This window comes from Pseudescherichia vulneris (assembly GCF_902164725.1).
GTDB lineage: Bacteria > Pseudomonadota > Gammaproteobacteria > Enterobacterales > Enterobacteriaceae > Pseudescherichia > Pseudescherichia vulneris.
In genome coordinates, this window is record NZ_LR607338.1 from 1,275,277 (window position 1) to 1,295,993 (window position 20,717).

Below are 20,717 nucleotides of genomic sequence, written 5' to 3' on the forward strand. Positions count from 1 at the left end.
ATGCGATGAAAGAGAAGCCCGCGCAAGAAGTCCGCTTAGACAAATGGCTCTGGGCGGCGCGCTTTTACAAAACCCGTGCTCTGGCCCGTGAGATGATCGAGGGTGGCAAGGTGCACTACAACGGGCAACGCAGCAAGCCGGGGAAAACCGTCGAGCTGAACGCCACTCTGACCCTGCGTCAGGGAAATGATGAACGCACGGTGGTGGTGAAAGCCATCACCGAGCAGCGCCGTCCGGCAAGCGAGGCAGTAGCGCTGTATGAAGAGACGGCTGAAAGTATTGAAAAACGCGAGAAGATGGCGGTAGCCCGCAAGCTGAACGCGTTAACGATGCCGCACCCGGAGCGCCGCCCGGATAAAAAAGAGCGCCGCGACCTGATGAAATTTAAATACGGTGATGACGAGTAGTCGTCGCCCTCCAGAGAGATTATTATGGCCCAACACGACCAATTACACCGCTATCTGTTTGAAAACTACGCTGTGCGTGGCGAGCTGGTAACGGTATCCGAAAGCCTGCGACAGATCCTTGAAAACCACAGCTATCCGCAGCCGGTGAAAAATATCCTCGCGGAGCTGCTGGTGGCCACCAGCCTGCTGACCGCCACGCTGAAGTTTGCCGGAGACATTACCGTCCAGCTGCAGGGCGATGGCCCGATGAGCCTCGCGGTGATCAACGGCAATAACAAACAGCAGCTGCGCGGTGTGGCGCGTGTTCAGGATGAGATCGCGGACGATGCCGATCTGAAAGCGCTGGTCGGCAACGGCTATCTGGTGATCACCATTACGCCGGAAGAGGGCGAGCGCTATCAGGGCGTGGTCGGTCTGGAAGGCGATACGCTGGCGGCGTGCCTGGAGGACTACTTCATGCGTTCAGAACAGCTGCCGACCCGCCTCTACATCCGTACCGGCGAGGTCGACGGTCAGCCAGCTGCAGGCGGTATGCTGTTGCAGGTGCTGCCAGCCCAGGATACCGACTCTAATGACTTTGAGCACCTGGCGACGCTGACCGACACCATCAAAACGGAAGAGCTGCTTACCCTGCCAGCCAACGACGTGCTGTGGCGTCTGTATCACGAAGAAGAGGTGACGCTCTACGATCCGCAGGACGTTGAGTTCAAGTGCACCTGCTCCCGTGAACGCTGCGCCGGGGCGCTGAAAACCCTGCCGGATGAGGAGATCGAGAGCATCCTGGCAGAGGAAGGTGAAATCGATATGCATTGCGACTACTGTGGCAGCCACTATCTGTTTAACGCGATGGATATCGCCGAGATCCGCAACAACGCCTCTCCTGCCGATCCGCAGGTACACTGATTATTCTCCCTCTCAGCGCGTCGTCCGACGGCGCGCTGTTTTCTTCTCTGCTTCCTCCCGCAGTATCATTCGCTCTGGCTATACATTTCCTGTAACCGTTACGTAATTTTGTTACCGGAAAGCGATTACACTCACAATCTTACCGATAAATTGACCTGCATTTTCCCTTTGTGAAGCATTTTCGCTATGCATGAGACGAATCCTGCCATAATTTGTCTCGCTTGCGGGTACATGTAACCACTTTTTCACCAGCGAAGGCGTGTCTGGATACCTAAATCTATGAGCCTCGTCGCGGTTAACCCCCACAGAATAACCCTACAATCGCAGGCAATACATATTGGCTAAGGAGCAGTGACATGCGCGTTAACGGTTTAACCCCGCAGGATCTCATGGCTTATGGTATCAATGATGTGCAGGATATCGTCTATAACCCCGACTACGATACGCTGTATCAGGAGGAACTCCGTCCAGACCTGGAGGGATTTGAGCGGGGTATACTGACCAATTCAGGTGCTGTCGCCGTTGATACCGGTGTGTTTACCGGGCGTTCGCCGAAAGATAAGTACATTGTCCGCGATGACACGACCCGCGATACCGTGTGGTGGGCTGATAAAGGTAAAGGCAAGAACGACAACAAACCGCTCTCTCCTGACGTGTGGCAGCAGCTGAAAAGCCTGGTGACCCAACAGCTCTCCGGCAAACGGCTATTTATTATCGATGCCTTTTGCGGGGCGAATGCCGATACCCGCCTCGCCGTGCGTTTTATTACCGAGGTGGCCTGGCAGGCGCACTTCGTGAAGAACATGTTTATCCGCCCGACAGATGAGGAGCTGGCTGACTTTACGCCGGACTTTATCGTCATGAACGGCGCAAAATGCACTAATCCACAGTGGAAGGCGCAGGGTCTTCACTCTGAGAACTTCGTCGCCTTTAACCTGACCGAGCGCATTCAGCTTATCGGCGGCACCTGGTACGGTGGCGAGATGAAAAAAGGGATGTTCTCGATTATGAACTACCTGCTGCCGCTCAAGGGGATAGCCTCTATGCACTGCTCGGCTAACGTCGGTAAAGCAGGCGACGTCGCGGTGTTCTTTGGCCTCTCCGGCACCGGCAAAACTACGCTCTCCACCGATCCCAAGCGCCGCCTGATTGGCGATGACGAACACGGCTGGGATGACGACGGCGTGTTTAACTTTGAGGGCGGCTGCTACGCCAAAACCATCAAGCTCTCCCGGGAGGCGGAGCCGGATATCTATAATGCTATCCGCCGCGATGCGCTGCTGGAGAACGTTACCGTGCTCGACGACGGCACTATCGATTTTGATGACGGCAGCAAGACCGAAAATACTCGCGTCTCCTACCCTATCTACCATATCGATAATATCGTTAAGCCGGTGTCAAAAGCAGGCCATGCGACAAAGGTGATTTTCCTGACCGCCGACGCCTTTGGCGTGCTGCCTCCGGTATCGCGCCTCACCGCCAACCAGACGCAGTATCACTTCCTCTCCGGCTTTACCGCTAAGCTGGCTGGTACCGAGCGCGGCGTGACGGAGCCCACCCCGACCTTCTCCGCCTGCTTTGGCGCAGCGTTTCTCTCTCTGCACCCGACGCAGTATGCCGAGGTGCTGGTTAAACGGATGCAGGCGGCGGGTGCCCAGGCTTATCTGGTGAATACCGGCTGGAACGGCACGGGGAAACGGATCTCTATCAAGGATACGCGGGCCATTATTGATGCCATTCTCGACGGATCCATTGATGAGGCTGACACCTTTACGCTGCCCATATTCGATCTGGCGATCCCCACCAGCCTGCCGGGCGTCGATCCGCAGATCCTCGACCCGCGGAATACCTACGCCTCCCCAGAGCAGTGGCAGGAGAAAGCCACCGCGCTAGCGAAGCTGTTTATTGAGAACTTTGAGAAGTATACCGATACGCCAGCGGGTGCGGCGTTGGTGAGTGCAGGCCCAAAATTATAAGCCTGTAAAATGCCGGGTGGCGCTGCGCTTACCCGGCCTAGGTTTTACATGTTATTCTGGCCACGGGTCACGGGAACAGGGAACCAGGCGCGGATCGAGAGACCGCCGCGCTCGCTGGTGCTGAGCTCCAGCATGCCGTTATGGTTGTCGACGATACGCTGCACGATCGCCAGCCCCAGTCCGGTGCCGCTGGTGCTGCGAGCGCTGTCGCCGCGCACAAAGGGCTGGAACAGGTGCTTGCGCTGCTCGGGCTTGATGCCCGGCCCATCGTCCTCGACCTGGAACCAGGCGCGGTTCGCCTCGCTGCCGCTGCTGACTCGGATCCAACCGTTGCCGTAGCGGGCGGCGTTCACCACCATATTGGCGATGGCGCGCTTAATCGACAGCGGATGCATGCGCAGATAGATCTCCTCAGGATAGAGTGCAGTGTCAATTTCACGCTCGTAGCCGCTCTCTGCCGCTACCACTTCCCCCAGCACCGCGTTCAGCTCAGCTATCTCCATCGGCATCTCCTGGCCGGTGCGCAGATAGTCGATAAACTGTTCGATGATGGCGTTACACTCTTCGATATCCTTGTTGATCGACTCCGCCAGGTAGCCATCCTGCTCCCCCATCATCTCCGTAGCCAAGCGGATACGGGTCAGCGGCGTGCGTAGATCGTGGCTGACGCCCGCCATCAGCAGGGTACGGTCGTCGGCCAGCTGCTTCACCCCTGCCGCCATCTGGTTGAACGCTCGGGTCACGGAGCGCACCTCCGACGCACCATACTCGCGCAGCGGGGGTGGGATCTGCCCTTTCCCCACCTTCAGTGCCGCGTGTTCAAGATCCACCAGCGGCCGGTTCTGAATACGTATAAAGAGCCACGCCCCGCCTATCGCCAGCAGCATAATCGCCAGGGTATAACGGAACAGCGGCGAGAAGTCGCCCTGATGGATCTCGGTTAGCGGCACGCGTACCCAGATGTTGGGCGACAGCCAGGTCTTCAGCCACACCACCGGCGAGCTTTTGTTTACCTCAACGCGCACTTCCGTGGGCCCGCCCAGCTGCTGCGCCATCTGCTGACTTAAAAAACCATAGTGCTGCGCCCAGCGCAGACCGGCATCTTCCGCCGCCTCGTTCGAGTAGAGCGAAATGCCCAGCTCGCGGTAAATCTCCCGGCGAAAAGCCGGGGGCACCACCAGCTGCGTGCCATCCTCCAGCTGCAGCTTGTCGGTCATCAGCATACGGACTTCGTACGCCAACACCTTATTAAACTGTTGCAGGCTGGGCAGGATCGCAAAGTTCAGCACCACCAGATAGGTTGTCACCAGGCTGACAAACAGCAGGGTGACAATCAGCAGCAGCGTGCGGGCAAATGAACTTCGCGGCGAGAAGCGCAGTCGCCTCATGCTTTAGAGCCGTCCGGCACAAAGACGTAGCCCAGACCCCAAACGGTCTGAATATAGCGCGGGTGCGCCGGATCCTCTTCCACCATGCGGCGCAGGCGGGAGATCTGGACGTCAATGGAGCGCTCCATGGCCGAGTATTCGCGGCCGCGCGCCAGGTTCATCAGCTTATCGCGGGAGAGCGGCTCACGCGGATGGCTGACCAGCGCCTTCAGTACCGCAAACTCGCCGCTGGTGAGCGGCATCGGCTCATCTTCGCGGAACATTTCACGGGTGCCGAGGTTAAGCTTAAATTTGCCAAACTGAATCACGGCCTCATCCTGCGACGGCGCGCCGGGCAGCTCGTTGGCCTGGCGACGCAGCACCGCACGGATACGGGCAAGCAGCTCGCGAGGGTTAAACGGCTTCGGAATGTAGTCATCCGCGCCGATCTCCAGCCCCACGATACGGTCAACCTCTTCCCCTTTCGCCGTCACCATAATGATTGGCATCGGGTTGCTCTGGCTACGCAGGCGGCGACAGATGGAGAGACCATCCTCGCCGGGAAGCATCAGGTCGAGTACCATCAGGTGGAAAGATTCACGGGTAAGCAGGCGATCCATCTGTTCTGCGTTGGCCACGCTGCGAACCTGGAAGCCTTGCTCGGTGAGATAACGTTCCAGCAGTGCGCGCAGGCGCATATCGTCATCGACGACCAGAATCTTATAATTCTCTTGCATTGTTTGTACTCCCAAAGGTTCGGACAATAAGTGCGTATTCTAAAAAAGTGTGCGCCGACCACCAGCTAAATCTGGTATACATTCTAGTCGAAATTGTTACAAAGCATATTTTACAGCAGCTTAAAGGCAGAAACCGGATGAAAACGCCACTTATCACCCGAGAAGGTTACGACAAGCTTAAACAGGAGCTGGACTATCTCTGGCGTCAGGAGCGCCCGGAAGTCACGAAAAAGGTGACCTGGGCGGCAAGCCTCGGTGACCGCAGCGAGAATGCTGACTATCAGTATAATAAAAAACGCCTGCGGGAAATTGACCGCCGCGTCAGATACCTGACGAAATGCCTGGAAAACCTGAAAATAGTGGATTACTCCCCGCAGCAGGAGGGGAAAGTCTTCTTTGGCGCGTGGGTGGAGATCGAGAACGATGACGGCGACACCAAACGCTTTCGTATCGTTGGCTACGACGAAATTTTCGGTCGTAAGGACTACATCTCTATCGACTCGCCGATGGCCCGCGCGCTGCTGAAGAAAGAGGTCGGCGACCTGGCGATCGTCCAGACGCCGGGCGGCGAAGCAAGCTGGTACGTCAACGATATCGCGTACGTTAAAGAGTCTTAGAGCATCCTCTCCGGCTGGCATTTTTGCCAGCCAGTCCGTATAACTATCCCCCTGATTTTCGATCCACCACTCGATCCACTAGATGAAATTGCCATGATGAATGATTCGCTCTGCCGCATTATTGCGGGTGATATTCAGGCCAGAGCCGAACAGGTAGAAGCTGCCGTTCGCCTGCTTGATGAAGGGAATACCGTGCCGTTTATTGCACGTTATCGTAAGGAAGTCACCGGCGGGCTGGATGATACGCAGCTACGTAACCTGGAGACCCGCCTGGGCTACCTGCGGGAGCTGGAGGAGCGTCGTCAGGCGATCCTGAAGTCCATCGGCGAGCAGGGTAAACTGACCGACGATCTGGCGAAGGCTATCACCGGCACGCTGAGCAAAACCGAACTCGAAGACCTCTATCTACCCTACAAACCGAAACGCCGCACTCGCGGGCAGATTGCTATCGAAGCTGGCCTGGCACCGCTGGCGGATCTGCTGTGGGACACGCCGTCGCACGATCCGCAAACCGAAGCGGAGAAGTTCATTGACGCCGATAAAGGCGTGGCCGACAGCAAAGCCGCGCTGGACGGCGCGCGCTACATCCTGATGGAGCGCTTTGCTGAAGATGCTGCCCTGCTGGCAAAGGTGCGCGACTACCTGTGGAAAAACGCCCACCTGACGTCGACCGTGGTCGCGGGCAAAGAGGAGGAGGGCGCGAAGTTCCGCGACTACTTCGATCACCATGAGCCGATCTCAACCGTACCGTCCCACCGCGCGCTGGCGATGTTCCGCGGCCGCAACGAAGGCGTGCTGCAGCTGGCGCTGAATGCCGATCCGCAGTTTGATGAGCCGCCGAAAGAGAGCCACTGCGAGCAGATTATTATCGATCATCTGGGTCTGCGCCTGAACAATGCTCCGGCGGATAGCTGGCGTAAAGGCGTGGTGAGCTGGACCTGGCGCATCAAGGTGCTGATGCATCTGGAGACCGAGCTAATGGGCACGGTGCGCGAGCGCGCCGAAGATGAAGCCATTAACGTATTTGCCCGTAACCTGCACGACCTGCTGATGGCGGCCCCTGCCGGGCTGCGCGCGACCATGGGTCTCGATCCTGGCCTGCGTACCGGCGTGAAGGTGGCGGTTGTCGACGGCACCGGCAAGCTGGTGGCGACCGATACTATCTATCCCCACACCGGCCAGGCAGCGAAAGCCGCCGCCGTCGTGGCTGCGCTGTGCGAAAAACATAACGTGGAGCTGGTGGCGATCGGTAACGGTACCGCTTCCCGTGAAACCGAGCGTTTCTACCTCGACGTGCAGAAGCAGTTCCCGCAAGTAAAAGGCCAGAAGGTGATCGTCAGCGAGGCGGGAGCGTCCGTCTACTCCGCCTCCGAGCTGGCAGCGCAGGAGTTCCCCGGTCTTGACGTTTCTCTGCGCGGCGCGGTCTCCATTGCCCGTCGCCTGCAGGATCCGCTGGCAGAGCTGGTGAAGATCGATCCGAAATCCATCGGCGTCGGCCAGTACCAGCACGATGTGAGCCAGACCCAGCTGGCCCGTAAACTGGATGCGGTGGTAGAAGACTGCGTAAACGCCGTCGGCGTCGATCTCAATACCGCCTCCGTGCCGCTGCTGACTCGCGTGGCGGGCCTGACCCGCATGATGGCGCAAAACATCGTGGCGTGGCGCGACGAGAACGGTCAGTTCCACAACCGCCAGCAGCTGCTGAAGGTGAGTCGTCTTGGGCCGAAAGCCTTTGAGCAGTGCGCAGGCTTCCTGCGTATTAACCACGGCGACAACCCGCTGGATGCCTCCACCGTTCACCCGGAAGCTTACCCGGTGGTCGAACGTATCCTGGCCGCAACCGAGCACTCGCTGCGCGACCTGATGGGCAACAGCAGCAATCTACGCGGCCTGAAAGCATCCGACTTTACCGACGAGCGCTTTGGCGTGCCGACGGTGACCGACATCATCAAAGAGCTGGAGAAACCCGGCCGCGATCCGCGTCCCGAGTTTAAAACCGCTACCTTTGCCGATGGCGTTGAAACCATGAACGACCTGCAGCCGGGAATGATCCTCGAAGGCGCGGTCACCAACGTGACCAACTTCGGTGCCTTTGTGGATATCGGTGTCCATCAGGACGGCCTGGTGCACATCTCTTCCCTGGCCAATAAGTTCGTTGAGGATCCCCATACGGTGGTGAAGGCGGGCGACATTGTCAAAGTGAAGGTGCTGGAGGTTGACCTGCCCCGCAAGCGTATCGCCCTGACCATGCGTCTGGACGAGCAGCCTGGCGAAGGCAACGCCCGTCGCGGCAACGGCAATAGCAACAGCGCGCCGCGTGAGCCCGCTGCCCGCCAGGCGAAGCCGCGTGGTCGTGAGGCGCAACCATCAGGCAACAGCGCGATGATGGACGCGCTGGCAGCGGCAATGGGTAAAAAACGATAACGCGTTTTCATATCGTGATGTGCCGTGTTACCACAACGTATATTAATTAATTCTCGCTGTTAAAAGCGCTGTGGCAAATATTGCGCTAAATCAAAAGTAATAGTCATTCTTACCTAATTCAACACTCCTACACATTTTAATGATTGATGATAAAAACTATTATCATTACCATTGTGCTGTTGATTATTTAACCATTGATCTAGTAGGTCCTATGTCCTTCTCGCCAGCCAGCGCGTGGAAAATCGTGGGGTTTTCCCGTGAAATTAGTCCGGCCTACCGGCAAAAATTGCTCTCCCTGGGCATGCTCCCTGGGTCATCATTTAATGTGGTGCGTGTCGCCCCTCTGGGCGATCCCATTCATATTCAAACCCGGCGCGTCAGCCTGGTATTACGCAAAAAAGATCTCGCGTTATTAGAGGTAGAAGCCCTGCCGCAATAACGGCGCTCTACGCAATGAGTCTGCTATTATGAAAAAATTAACCCTTGGCCTTATTGGTAATCCTAATTCCGGCAAGACAACCCTTTTTAACCAGCTAACGGGCGCACGTCAGCGCGTGGGCAACTGGGCGGGAGTCACCGTCGAGCGTAAAGAGGGCTCCTTTACCACCACCGACGCGCAGGTGACCCTGGTCGATCTGCCCGGCACCTACTCGTTGACCACTATCTCGTCGCAAACTTCCCTCGATGAGCAGATCGCCTGCCACTATATTCTCAGCGGCGACGCCGATATGCTGATCAACGTCGTCGATGCCTCGAACCTGGAGCGTAACCTCTACCTGACGCTGCAGCTGCTGGAGCTGGGCATCCCCTGCATCGTCGCGCTGAACATGCTGGATATTGCCGAGAAGCAGCAGATCCGTATCGATATCGACGCCCTCGCCATACGACTTGGCTGTCCGGTAGTACCGCTGGTTTCGACTCGCGGACGCGGTATTGAGGCGCTGAAAATGGCCATCGATCGTCATCAGCGCAACAGCGATATCGAGCGGGTTCACTACGCTCAGCCCCTGGTGCGCGAAGCCGAAACGCTGGCGATGGCGATGGCCGCTGATATGCCTCTTCAGCAACGCCGCTGGCTGGGTTTGCAGATGCTGGAGGGTGATATCTACAGCCGCGCCTATGCCGGGGACGCTGCCCACAGGCTGGATGCGTCGCTGGCGCGCCTCGGTGAGGAGATGGACGATCCGGCCCTGCACATTGCCGACGCCCGCTACCAGACCATCGCCGCCATTTGCGACACGGTGAGCAACACCCTTACCGCCGAACCGAGCCGCTTTACCGCCGCGATGGACCGGCTCATCATCAACCGCGTGCTGGGCCTGCCGATCTTTCTGCTGGTGATGTACGTCATGTTCGTGCTCGCCATCAACATCGGTGGCGCGCTGTCGCCTATTTTCGACGCCGGTTCGGTCGCTATATTTATCCATGGTACGCAGTGGCTGGGTTATACCCTGCACTTCCCGCAGTGGCTGACCATCTTCCTGGCCCAGGGGATTGGGGGCGGGATCAACACCGTCCTGCCGCTGGTGCCGCAGATCGGCATGATGTACCTGTTCCTCTCTTTCCTTGAGGACTCAGGCTACATGGCGCGGGCGGCGTTTGTGATGGATCGCCTGATGCAGTCCCTTGGCCTGCCGGGAAAATCCTTCGTTCCGCTGATCGTCGGCTTCGGCTGCAACGTGCCGTCGGTGATGGGGGCGCGCACTCTTGATGCGCCGCGCGAGCGCCTGATGACCATTATGATGGCACCGTTTATGTCCTGCGGGGCACGACTGGCCATCTTCGCCGTGTTTGCCGCCGCCTTTTTCGGCCAGGAGGGGGCGCTGGCGGTCTTCTCTCTCTATCTGCTCGGCATCGTGATGGCGATCCTCACCGGCCTGATGCTCAAGCACACCATTATGCGCGGCGAAGCATCGCCTTTTGTGATGGAGCTGCCGGTCTACCACATTCCCCATCTGAAGAGCCTGGCGATCCAGACCTGGCAGCGGCTGAAGGGCTTTGTGCTCCGCGCCGGGAAGGTGATCGTGGTGGTCAGTATCTTCCTGAGCGCCCTGAACAGCTTTACGCTGAGCGGGACGGCGGCCACCACCATCAACGATTCGGCGCTGGCCGCCGTCAGCCGGGTCTTTACCCCGCTGCTTAGGCCCATCGGCGTCCACGAGGATAACTGGCAGGCCACCGTCGGTCTCTTCACCGGTGCGATGGCAAAAGAGGTGGTGGTAGGCACGCTAAACACTCTCTATACCGCCGAGAACATCGAGCAGGAGGCGTTCGATCCCGCTACCTTCAGCCTGACTGATGAACTGACCGGAGCCCTGGACGAGACCTGGCAGAGCCTGATCGACACCTTTAGCCTGAGCGTGCTGGCTAACCCCATTGAAGCCAGCAAAGGCGACGGGGAGATGGCGACCGGCACCATGGGGGTGATGGACGAAAAATTTGGCAGCGCCGCGGCCGCATACAGCTATCTGATCTTTGTCCTGCTCTATATTCCCTGCATCTCGGTAATGGGGGCGATCGCCCGCGAAGCCAGCCGCGGCTGGATGGGCTTCTCGATCCTTTGGGGGCTGAATATCGCCTACTCGCTGGCAACGCTCTTCTACCAGACCGCCAGCTTTAGCGCCCATCCGCGTTATAGCCTGATCTGCATTCTGGCGGTGGTGCTGTTTAACGTTCTGCTACTGGGGGGCCTGCGCCGGGCGAGAAGCCGGATCGACGTCAACCTGCTGGCAGCCCGCAAAACGGCGGCCAGTGTCGTACGCGTTGAATACGTTGAAGAGGAAGCGGAGGGATATCTGAGCGGCAAATGTAAAAACTGTCCGCAGAGCAAGGCGTGTCAGCACTAACAGCAGATGCTGCGCCAGAGAATACAGGCGGGCGCAGTGCCCGCCTGCCGTAGGTTACTTATAGACATCCGCCGTGGCGCGAATGTCTTTACTGATTTTGTCCCCGCTGGTGATCACATAGTACTTACCGCCCAGCTCATCGGCTTTCTTCTCCAGCTCTGCCCGGGCGTCCATCGGTGCTGACGTATCCGAGGTGCTGATGGTGCCCACTTTGGTCAGATTCATCTCTTTAATTTTATCTTTCTGCACCTCTTCCGCAGCCATTACGCTAAACGAGAGTGCACCAATAACCAGAGATACAACGATACCTGCTGTACGTTTCATAGCCTTTACTCCATACGGTAGTGGATGCCATTACGCTTTATGTTGAACGCCAAATAGATAAATACGTTTAAATTTTAGTCTGTTCCAGCCGTTTCGCCAGCGGCTGCGTAAACTCCACCAGGATCTGGCAAAAGGCCTCAGGATGCGAAATGAAGGGCGCATGCGCCGCCTTGGCAAACACCAGCGACTCACTCTGCGGCCACAGTGCGTCCAGCCACGGCACGATTTTGCGCGGGACCAGCCCGTCAAGACGCCCGTAGAGGCGGAGGAACGGCTGCGTCAGCTCTGCCAGCGGCGCGCGCAGATCGGCCGTTTTGAGGATCTCTAGCCCGCCATTAAGCACCTCTACCGACGGCATCGGCAGCGCCAGCACGGCGTGCTTCAGCTTCCGGGCATCGTCCCGGGCGGTCTCCGTGCCCAGGGTTTGCAGGGCCAGGAAACGCTCCACGGTGCGCTGAAAGTTATCGCTCAGCTGCTGCTGGAAGCCGGACAGCACCTCGGGCTTGATGCCCGGCCAATCGCCGTCGGCGCTGAAGCAGGGAGAGGACGCGACCGTCACCAGGGCGCTAACGCGGTCGGGGGCGCTTAACGCCGCCTGGCTTGCCACCAGCCCGCCAAGACTCCAGCCAAGCCAGATCGCCTGTTTTGGCGCGTGGGCCAGCACAATCTCCGTCATCTCGGCCAGGCTCAGCGCGCCGAAGCCGGTGCTGCGACCGTAGCCTGGCAGATCCACCAGGTGCAGGGTAAAATGCGAGGCCAGCTCCGCCGTAATGCAATCCCACACCTCTGCATTCAGTCCCCATCCGTGCAGCAGCACAAGATGACAATTTCCTTCGCCTTTGGTTTGCCACCAGATGTCGTTCATCCGCTATTGTTCTCTTCTCATATCCAGGAGGGTACGTATGCTAACAGCGCCAGGCTTGTGCTGGCTATGCCGAATGCCACTCGCCCTGCCCCGCTCAGGGATCTGCTCCATCTGTCGCCGGACGGTTCGCCTCACAGAGAGCGTATGCCCGCAGTGCGGCCTGCCCGCCGCCAGCCCAATTTTGCCCTGCGGCCGCTGCCTGCAAAAGCCGCCGCCGTGGCAGAGGCTGGTGGCGGTCAGCGCTTATGCACCGCCGCTGAGTCTGCTGATCCACCAGCTGAAGTTTTCTCGTCGACCCGAGCTGGCTGCGGCGCTGGCCCGACTGCAATTGCTCGCCCTTCTTGATGCTCGCCGTACCACGCAGCTTGCGTTGCCGGACCGGATTGTCAGCGTGCCGCTCTATTCGCGCCGCCAGTGGCAACGGGGCTTTAACCAGAGCGATCTGCTCTGCCGCCCGCTGGCGCGCTGGCTGGGCTGCCGCTACGCCAGCAATACCCTGACCCGCATCCGCCCGGCCCTAACCCAGCATTTTCTCAGCGCTCGCCGACGAAGAAGCAATTTGAAAAATGCCTTTCGCCTTGAATTGCCGCTCGACGGCCTCCATATGGCTATTGTGGATGATGTCGTCACTACCGGCAGCACCGTTGCGGAGATCACCCGTCTGCTGTTGCAGGGCGGCGCGGCGACTGTTCAGGTATGGTGCCTATGTCGAACCTTGTAGAGGCGCGATGATGGGCGTATTATAACCGAGTAAAACAGTCAACTATTTAGGCCATTGCTATGATCCATATTTCCGACGCAGCTCAGGCGCACTTTGCCAAACTGCTGGCAAATCAGGAAGAAGGAACACAAATCCGCGTATTTGTGATCAATCCAGGCACGCCAAATGCCGAGTGCGGCGTCTCTTACTGCCCGCCGGATGCAGTGGAAGCAACGGATACCGCGTTACCCTTTTCGCTGCTGACCGCGTACGTCGACGAGCTGAGCGCCCCGTATCTGGAAGATGCGGAGATCGACTTTGTTACTGACCAGCTGGGCTCCCAGCTAACGCTGAAGGCACCCAACGCCAAAATGCGTAAGGTGACTGACGATGCCCCGCTGATGGAGCGCGTTGAGTATCTGCTCCAGTCGCAGATCAACCCGCAGCTGGCTGGTCACGGCGGCCGCGTTACGCTGATGGAGATCACCGACGAAGGCTACGCCATTCTGCAGTTTGGCGGCGGCTGTAACGGCTGCTCAATGGTCGACGTCACGCTGAAAGAGGGGATCGAGAAGCAGCTGCTGAACGAGTTCCCTGAGTTGAAAGGCGTGCGCGATCTGACCGAACACCAGCGCGGCGAACACTCCTACTACTGATCGTCCTGCCTTCTGCTGTTCTGCCCGGTGGCGCTCCGCTGACCGGGCTTCTTCACCCCGCTTTATAATATGACCCACGTCGCACTTCTTAAATTTACCCGCCCGAAGTGATTCTATTCGCCTGCATGTTACCCGTATCATCCCTTTGTGCAGTTAAAACTACTTAATAAGCCAGTTACTTTGTAGATAAGCGTTACCCATAACATCATAAAGGCCAGGTAAACCATGCCACTTATCATCGTTGCTCTCGGTGTTGTTCTATTACTTCTGTTAATGATCCGCTTTAAATTAAACGGCTTCATTGCATTGATCCTGGTGGCGCTTGCCGTCGGGCTGATGCAGGGGATGCCGGTGGATAAAGTTATCGCCTCCATTAAAGCAGGCGTTGGCGGGACCCTCGGCAGCCTCGCCCTGATCATGGGCTTCGGTGCCATGCTGGGTAAGATGCTGGCGGACTGCGGCGGTGCCCAGCGGATCGCCACGACCCTGATTGACAAGTTTGGTCAGAAATATATCCAGTGGGCAGTGGTCTTAACCGGTTTTACCGTCGGCTTCGCGCTGTTCTATGAGGTGGGCTTCGTACTGCTGCTGCCGCTGGTGTTCACCATCGCGGCGAAAGCGCGCGTGCCGCTGCTCTATGTGGGTGTGCCGATGGCCGCCTCGCTCTCCGTGACCCATGGCTTCCTGCCGCCGCACCCAGGCCCGACCGCTATCGCTACCATCTTCCATGCGGACATGGGCAAAACCCTGCTCTACGGTACGCTGCTGGCTATCCCGACCGTGATCCTGGCCGGTCCGGTCTATGCGCGTTTCCTGAAGAAGATCGATAAGCCGATCCCGGAAGGCCTCTATAACGCAAAAACCTTTACCGAAGCGGAAATGCCAAGCTTTAGCGTCAGCGTCTGGACCTCGCTGGTACCGGTGATCCTGATGGCCGGTCGCGCCGTCGCTGAGATGATCCTGCCAAAAGGCCATCCGGTGCTTGCCTACGCCGAGTTCTTTGGCGACCCGGTGATGGCAACGCTGATTGCCGTGCTGATCGCGATCTTCACCTTTGGCCTTAACCGTGGCCGCTCGATGGATCAGATCACCGAGACCATCACCTCCTCGATTAAAATCATTGCCATGATGCTGCTGATTATCGGCGGCGGCGGCGCGTTCAAGCAGGTGCTGGTGGACAGCGGCGTGGATAAATACATCGCAGCGATGATGCACTCTACCAACCTGTCGCCGCTGTTTATGGCGTGGTCTATTGCCGCCGTGCTGCGTATCGCCCTTGGCTCTGCTACCGTGGCGGCCATCACCGCTGGCGGCATCGCGGCTCCGCTGATTGCCACTACCGGCGTCAGCCCTGAGCTGATGGTGATCGCCGTCGGCTCCGGCAGCGTGATCTTCTCCCACGTGAACGATCCGGGGTTCTGGCTGTTCAAGGAGTATTTCAACCTGAGCATCGGTGAGACCATGAAGTCATGGTCGGCGCTGGAGACCATTATTGCGGTGTGCGGCCTGATCGGCTGTCTGCTGCTGGGAATGGTAATTTAGTTGATGTGCCCGGCGGCGCTGCGCCGCCGGGTGATCATTTACTTCTTCAATGCCGCCTTGCGCCGCTTGTCCAGATCCTTCACCAGCCTGTTCACCTTCTCATCGGCAAACATCTTCTCCAGCGACGTCGACAGCTTGCGCCGCCAGTTTTTGTACTGGTAGCTGGTGCCCGGCACGTTGACCGGATCCGCCATATCCAGCCAGTCTTCCGGCTGAAGCCCAAGCAGTGCGCTGCTGCTGTCGGCAATATAGCGTTGCAGACCCCGATTAAGGGTGGCATTCATCGCCATGCGAGCCGCTTTGCGCCCGGTGCTTTTCGGCAGACAGCCGTGCTGGTGCAGCGCGTCCAGCAGGCCCTGTTTAGCCCGCTCGCGATCCGCATACAGCCCACGCAGCACCTCTTCGTCCGGATAGAGTCCGAGGGTTTTGCCGAGGGTCAGATCGTCCGCCTCCCAGTAGCCGCGCAGGGTCGGCAGGTCGTGGGTCGTGGCTACCGCCATCGACTGGGCAGGCCATAACTCAGGGGCACGCACCCGCTTTTTATCATCGCTTTCGAAATAGAGCACCTTGTAGGAGTAAACCCCGCTGTCGCGCAGCTTGCTGACGATCTCCTTCGGCACGGTGCCAAGATCTTCACCAATCACCATGCAGCTGTGGCGTTGACTCTCCAGGGCAAGGATCGCCAGCATGTCATCCACCGGATAGTGAACATACGCCCCCTGATCCGCCGTCTCACCATAGGGGATCCACCACAGGCGCAGGAGCGACATCACATGGTCGATACGCAGCGCGCCGCAGCTCTTCATGTTGGCCCGCAGGAGCTGAACAAACGGCTCATAGCCACGGGCGGTGATGATATGCGGATCCATCGGCGGCAGGCCCCAGTTTTGCCCCAGCGGTCCAAGAATATCCGGCGGCGCACCCACGGAGGCTTCCAGGCAGTACAGCTCGCGGTCGCACCAGGTCTCTGACCCGCCCTCGGCAACGCCTACCGCCAGATCGCGGTAGAGGCCTATCGGCATCGCAAAGCCCTGGCTGGTCTCCCAGCACTCTGCCAGCTGCACGGCGGCCAGCCACTGTAGCCAGAGGTAGAAATCCACCTCGTCGGCGTGCTCCTGACAGAAGGCTTTTACCTGCGGGCTGTCGGTGCGCCGATAGGTTTCCGGCCATACCGGCCAGCCCCAGCGCATCTCATCCTCTTTCACCTGATGCTCATGCAGAGCATCAAACGCCGCCTGCCAGTAGAGGCCCTCGCCCTGCTGCTGCACAAAACCGCGAAACGCCGCCATCTGCTCGTCGTCGTCCGCTCGATCGGCAAAGAGACGCCACGCCATTTTCAGCGCCGCCAGCTTGAGGGCGGTGACGCCGGCATAGTCAACCCACTCGCTGTCGCGCGCCGCACTGAGCGCTTTCTGGGTAGAGTCCATCTTCCACCACGTCTGCGCCTCGTCGCTGCGCTGGAAATCCTCTATGGCGTTAACGTCGATATAGAGCACGTTAAGCCAGCGCCGTGAGGAGGGGCTATAGGGGCTGGCGCTCTCCGGCATCGCCGGATAGAGAGCATGAACCGGATTGAGGCCGATAAACGCCCCGCCCCGCTTCCCGACCTCGACCAGCATGGCCTTCAGATCGCCGAAGTCGCCGATACCCCAGTTTTTCTCCGAGCGCAGGGTGTAAAGCTGTACGGTAGCACCCCACAGCTTTTTGCCCTCCAACAGCGCCTCGGGCTCATAGCAGCGCGGCGGGGCGACAATCACCCGGCACTGCCACTGCTTTTTACCCTGGCGCAGGGTCAGGGTGTGATACCCCTCTGCCAGCGAGGCGGGCAGCGTAATCCGCTTCTTGTCGCGGAACGTCCCCTGGTGCTGCTCGCCCGTTTCGGTCGTGAGCGTCCAGCTAAATTCGCCGCTGCCCTCAACGGGCAACGACAGCCTTTTGCCGTGGATCAGCACCTTAACCTGCGCCACAGGGGCCGCAGCCGCCTTTTTGGCCGCAGCGGGGTGCATTGCGTTAAGCAAACGCCGTTTGGTTTCGGCTCCAATTGACTGGGGTTTGCCGTGGGCGTTGATATAGTTGGGGCTAATGCCCGCCGCCAGCGCGGCGTCAGCCAGACGTTTACTTTCCATGGCGCTCCTTAGCGTTTGGCCTGCCAGATCAGGTTTTGATAGTCACGAATTGAGCGATCGGAGCTGAACATGCCGCAGCGGGCGGTATTGAGGATCGCCGCGCGGGTCCACGCCTCCTGGTCACGATAGAGCACGTCGACCTGTTTTTGCGCCTCAACGTAGGCGGCAAAGTCAGCGGCAACCAGGTAGGGATCGCCCCCCTCTTTGCCGATGCTGTGCAGCATCAGGTCGAACGCATGCTTGTCGCCGTCGCTGTATTTACCGCTCTCCAGCTCTTTGAGGATCGCATTCAACAGCTTGTCTTTCTTGCGCCATTTAACCGGATCGTAGCCCTTCGCCTTCAGGGCCTTCACCTCTTCCACAGTATGGCCGAAGATGAAGATATTCTCTTCGCCGACCTGCTCGGCAATCTCAACGTTTGCCCCATCCAGCGTGCCCACGGTGAGCGCGCCGTTCAGTGCCAGCTTCATGTTGCCGGTACCGGAGGCCTCTTTCCCGGCAGTAGAGATCTGCTCGGAGACGTCCGCCGCAGGGATCAGCTTCTCGGCCGCCGAGACGCAGTAGTCCGGCAGGAAGACCACCTTCAGCTTGTCGCCCACGCGTGGGTCGTTGTTGATCGCCTCTGCCACCTTATTGATAGCAAAAATAATGTTCTTCGCCAGGTAGTAGCCCGGCGCAGCTTTGGCCCCAAACAGGAAGACGCGCGGCACGCGGTCCGCCTCCGGGTTCTCGCGGATCTCTTTGTAGAGGGCGAGGATGTGCAGCAGATTCAGGTGCTGACGCTTGTACTCATGCAGGCGCTTGATCTGAATATCAAAAATAGCGTTAGGGTTGATCGCGATCCCGGTACGCGCTTTCACAAACTCCACCAGCTGCGTCTTGTTCTCCTGCTTGATAGCGCGATACTGCTGACGGAAGCTGGCGTCGTCAGCATACTTCTCCAGGCCCAGCAGCTGGTCGAGATCGTTCGCCCACTCAGTCTTCAGCGTCTTATCAAGCAGCGCGGCAAGCGCCGGGTTGCACTGCTTGATCCAGCGGCGCGGGGTGATGCCGTTCGTGACGTTATGGAACTTGTTCGGCCACAGCTGGTGATACTCCGGGAAGAGATCCTTCACCACCAGGTCCGAGTGCAGCGCCGCCACGCCGTTGACCGCAAAACCGCTCACGACGCAGAGGTTAGCCATGCGTACCTGACCGTCATAGACCACCGCCAGCTTGGCCCACACCGCCTCGTTGCCCGGCCAGGTTTTTACTACCTGCTTTTTAAAGCGGTCGTTGATCTCTTTGATGATCTGCATATGGCGCGGCAGCAGCGGCTTCAGCAGACGCTCATGCCAGTTCTCCAGCGCCTCCGGCATCAGCGTGTGGTTGGTATAGGCAAACAGGCGGCTGGTAATTGACCACGCCTCGTCCCAGCTCAGCTGATGCTCGTCGATCAGCACGCGCAGCATCTCCGGGATGGCGATGGTCGGGTGGGTATCGTTGAGCTGGATCACTTCGTAGTCCGGCAGCTCCGCCAGCTTGCGCCCGGCCAGATGGTGACGGCGCAGAATATCCGCTACCGAGCAGGCGCACTGGAAATACTGCTGCATCAGGCGCAGCTTTTTACCCGCGGTGTGGTTGTCGTTAGGATAGAGAACTTTAGTCAGCTTTTCGGCGTCGATACCCTGCTGTTCGGCACGCAGGAAATCGCCATCGTTAAATTTCGTCAGGTCAAACGGGTGAGCATGCCTGGCCTGCCACAGTCGCAAAGGCTGCGCCACGCCGTTCCGGTAGCCCAGCACCGGCAGATCCCACGCCTCGCCGATCAGGGAAAACGCTGGCTCCCAGCGCCCGTCCCGGCTCACCTTGCCGCCAAGATTGACCTTCACGTCCAGCGCGGCGTTGTGCTGGAACCAGGGGTAGCTGCCGCGATGCCAGTCGTCCGGGGCCTCCTGCTGCTGCCCGTCGACAAAGGACTGGCGGAACAGACCGTACTGATAGTTCAGGCCATAGCCGATAGCGGGCTGGCCTACCGTCGCCATCGAGTCCAGGAAGCAGGCTGCCAGCCGCCCTAAACCACCGTTGCCCAGCGCCGGATCGATCTCCTCCTCCAGCAGGTCGGTGAGATTAACGTTATGCGTTTGCAGCAGATCGCTCACCTCCTGATACCAGCCCATGTTAAGCAGGTTGTTGCCGGTCAGGCGGCCAATCAAAAACTCCATGGAGATGTAGTTTACGTGGCGCTGATCCTCTGTGGGTTTGGCTACCGCCTGGGCAGCGAGCTGCTCCGCCAGCGCGCCGCTGACCGCATGCCACCACTGGTGGGGCGTCATCTCTTCGGCGGAACGGAGACCAAAACGCTGCCACTGACGCGTCAGGGCGGCGGTAAACTGAGCTTTGTTAAAGGTTGGCTGTGACATAGCAAAGGGGGATCCTGTAAGTAAAAACAACGTTAGCGCTAGTTTGCCTGGCCCCTACGCTGACTTCCTCATCCTGCCAGGGAAAAGCCCAGGAGGAGCCGCAGGGATGAGCCAAAAGTGTGACCGCTGCCACTTAAAGTTAGCTGTAAAAAGACGAATTACTCAAAAATTCAACGGTCAGACGAGACAAAAACGCATGCAAAAGTATGAGGAAATTATCGGCAGGTAACCGCGAGGGCGATCAAGGAAATGAAATGGTGTTTCATATATACATACATGAATTTAAGTTTTCTGCCGGGAAACATAGATACAAATATTAACAACCCTCCCCCTCTGGCCCTATTAATTACCACTTTTGACCTATGGATTTTGAATATCAACAACCTAATCTAACTCTGCCAAAAGTGAATATTACATTCTGCTCCATTTGCCCGCAGGCTAGTTACCACGTGCCCTCGCTACCTGTCGGGCGTTTTATTCAGCCAGGTTATGAAAATGTGACACGGTGCAAATTCAGCGCCGTAAAATTCGGACATAACTTGCAATAGAATCCATTCTGACCGACCTTATTGGTCATTAATTACGAAGCGCAAAAAAATTCCTTTTTCTTCGTTCCCTCACAGTGAAGTGATAACTATGTTGATTCCGTCCAAATTAAGTCGCCCGGTTCGTCTTGACCATACTGTGGTCCGCGAACGCCTGCTGGCTAAACTTTCCGGCGCGAACAATTTTCGTTTGGCTCTGGTTACCAGCCCGGCTGGCTATGGCAAAACGACGCTTATTTCACAGTGGGCCGCCAGTCAAGCCGATCTGGGTTGGTTCTCG

The 20,717-nt window shown here is 58.4% G+C and carries 16 protein-coding genes and 1 pseudogene; 11 read left to right on the plus strand and 6 right to left on the minus strand.

Annotated features, from left to right (window positions below; translation table 11 throughout):
* Positions 1 to 5 precede the first annotated feature (5 nt).
* From hslR to pckA, 3 genes are all read left to right on the plus strand, one after another.
* Entirely contained in the window at positions 6 to 407 is a 402-nt protein-coding gene (hslR, locus tag FN633_RS05270) for a ribosome-associated heat shock protein Hsp15 (protein WP_154056988.1), read from the plus strand.
* A gap of 24 nt (positions 408 to 431) precedes the next feature.
* A complete protein-coding gene (gene hslO / locus FN633_RS05275; RefSeq protein ID WP_042393133.1) occupies positions 432 to 1,310 on the plus strand; it encodes an Hsp33 family molecular chaperone HslO in 879 nt (292 codons plus the stop codon).
* Between the two features lie 356 nt (positions 1,311 to 1,666).
* Positions 1,667 to 3,286: a phosphoenolpyruvate carboxykinase (ATP) gene (gene pckA, locus FN633_RS05280; protein ID WP_154056989.1), complete on the plus strand. Its 1,620-nt coding sequence runs from the start codon at positions 1,667 to 1,669 to the stop codon at positions 3,284 to 3,286.
* 44 nt (positions 3,287 to 3,330) lie between these two features.
* Here the strand turns inward: pckA and envZ are convergent, their stop codons facing one another.
* Both envZ and ompR read right to left on the minus strand, forming a co-directional pair.
* The gene (envZ, locus tag FN633_RS05285; RefSeq protein ID WP_154056990.1) at positions 3,331 to 4,674 is read right to left on the minus strand and encodes a two-component system sensor histidine kinase EnvZ; all 1,344 of its coding nucleotides are present in this window, start codon (positions 4,672 to 4,674) and stop codon (positions 3,331 to 3,333) included.
* Positions 4,671 to 5,390 (minus strand): osmolarity response regulator transcription factor OmpR, encoded by a 720-nt coding sequence (gene ompR, locus FN633_RS05290; protein ID WP_042393138.1) that lies wholly within the window; start codon positions 5,388 to 5,390, stop codon positions 4,671 to 4,673. Before ompR ends, envZ begins: the two co-directional genes overlap by 4 nt.
* A 137-nt stretch (positions 5,391 to 5,527) precedes the next feature.
* On the opposite strand from ompR, the gene greB reads away from it, so the two are divergent.
* The 4 genes from greB to feoB all read left to right on the plus strand — a co-directional run bounded on the left by greB (position 5,528) and on the right by feoB (position 11,277).
* Entirely contained in the window at positions 5,528 to 6,007 is a 480-nt protein-coding gene (gene greB / locus FN633_RS05295) for a transcription elongation factor GreB (RefSeq protein WP_154056991.1), read from the plus strand.
* Between the two features lie 93 nt (positions 6,008 to 6,100).
* A complete protein-coding gene (locus tag FN633_RS05300) occupies positions 6,101 to 8,431 on the plus strand; it encodes a Tex family protein (protein WP_154056992.1) in 2,331 nt (776 codons plus the stop codon).
* 211 nt (positions 8,432 to 8,642) lie between these two features.
* Complete coding sequence (gene feoA, locus FN633_RS05305) at positions 8,643 to 8,870, plus strand: ferrous iron transporter A (protein ID WP_072015278.1); 228 nt, start codon at positions 8,643 to 8,645, stop codon at positions 8,868 to 8,870.
* A gap of 28 nt (positions 8,871 to 8,898) precedes the next feature.
* Positions 8,899 to 11,277 (plus strand): Fe(2+) transporter permease subunit FeoB, encoded by a 2,379-nt coding sequence (gene feoB / locus FN633_RS05310; RefSeq protein WP_154056993.1) that lies wholly within the window; start codon positions 8,899 to 8,901, stop codon positions 11,275 to 11,277.
* 54 nt (positions 11,278 to 11,331) lie between these two features.
* On the opposite strand, the gene FN633_RS05315 is transcribed toward feoB, so the two are convergent.
* Complete coding sequence (locus FN633_RS05315; protein ID WP_103820330.1) at positions 11,332 to 11,601, minus strand: YdgH/BhsA/McbA-like domain containing protein; 270 nt, start codon at positions 11,599 to 11,601, stop codon at positions 11,332 to 11,334.
* A gap of 67 nt (positions 11,602 to 11,668) precedes the next feature.
* A complete protein-coding gene (gene bioH / locus FN633_RS05320) occupies positions 11,669 to 12,466 on the minus strand; it encodes a pimeloyl-ACP methyl ester esterase BioH (protein WP_154056994.1) in 798 nt (265 codons plus the stop codon).
* A gap of 37 nt (positions 12,467 to 12,503) precedes the next feature.
* Between bioH and gntX the strand changes: the two genes are divergently transcribed.
* From gntX to gntT, 3 genes are all read left to right on the plus strand, one after another.
* Positions 12,504 to 13,187 (plus strand): DNA utilization protein GntX, encoded by a 684-nt coding sequence (gene gntX / locus FN633_RS05325; RefSeq protein WP_154056995.1) that lies wholly within the window; start codon positions 12,504 to 12,506, stop codon positions 13,185 to 13,187.
* Between the two features lie 59 nt (positions 13,188 to 13,246).
* Complete coding sequence (gene nfuA, locus FN633_RS05330) at positions 13,247 to 13,822, plus strand: Fe-S biogenesis protein NfuA (RefSeq protein WP_144818030.1); 576 nt, start codon at positions 13,247 to 13,249, stop codon at positions 13,820 to 13,822.
* A gap of 225 nt (positions 13,823 to 14,047) precedes the next feature.
* Positions 14,048 to 15,364, plus strand: coding sequence for a gluconate transporter (gene gntT, locus FN633_RS05335; protein ID WP_154056996.1), 1,317 nt, complete (start codon positions 14,048 to 14,050; stop codon positions 15,362 to 15,364).
* A gap of 38 nt (positions 15,365 to 15,402) precedes the next feature.
* On the opposite strand, the gene malQ is transcribed toward gntT, so the two are convergent.
* Complete coding sequence (gene malQ / locus FN633_RS05340) at positions 15,403 to 17,490, minus strand: 4-alpha-glucanotransferase (protein ID WP_154056997.1); 2,088 nt, start codon at positions 17,488 to 17,490, stop codon at positions 15,403 to 15,405.
* 8 nt (positions 17,491 to 17,498) lie between these two features.
* A complete protein-coding gene (gene malP / locus FN633_RS05345; protein ID WP_154056998.1) occupies positions 17,499 to 19,892 on the minus strand; it encodes a maltodextrin phosphorylase in 2,394 nt (797 codons plus the stop codon).
* A gap of 636 nt (positions 19,893 to 20,528) precedes the next feature.
* Here malP and FN633_RS05350 point away from each other — a divergent pair.
* Positions 20,529 to 20,717 (plus strand): annotated as a pseudogene (locus FN633_RS05350) (transcriptional regulator); the annotation flags it as partial.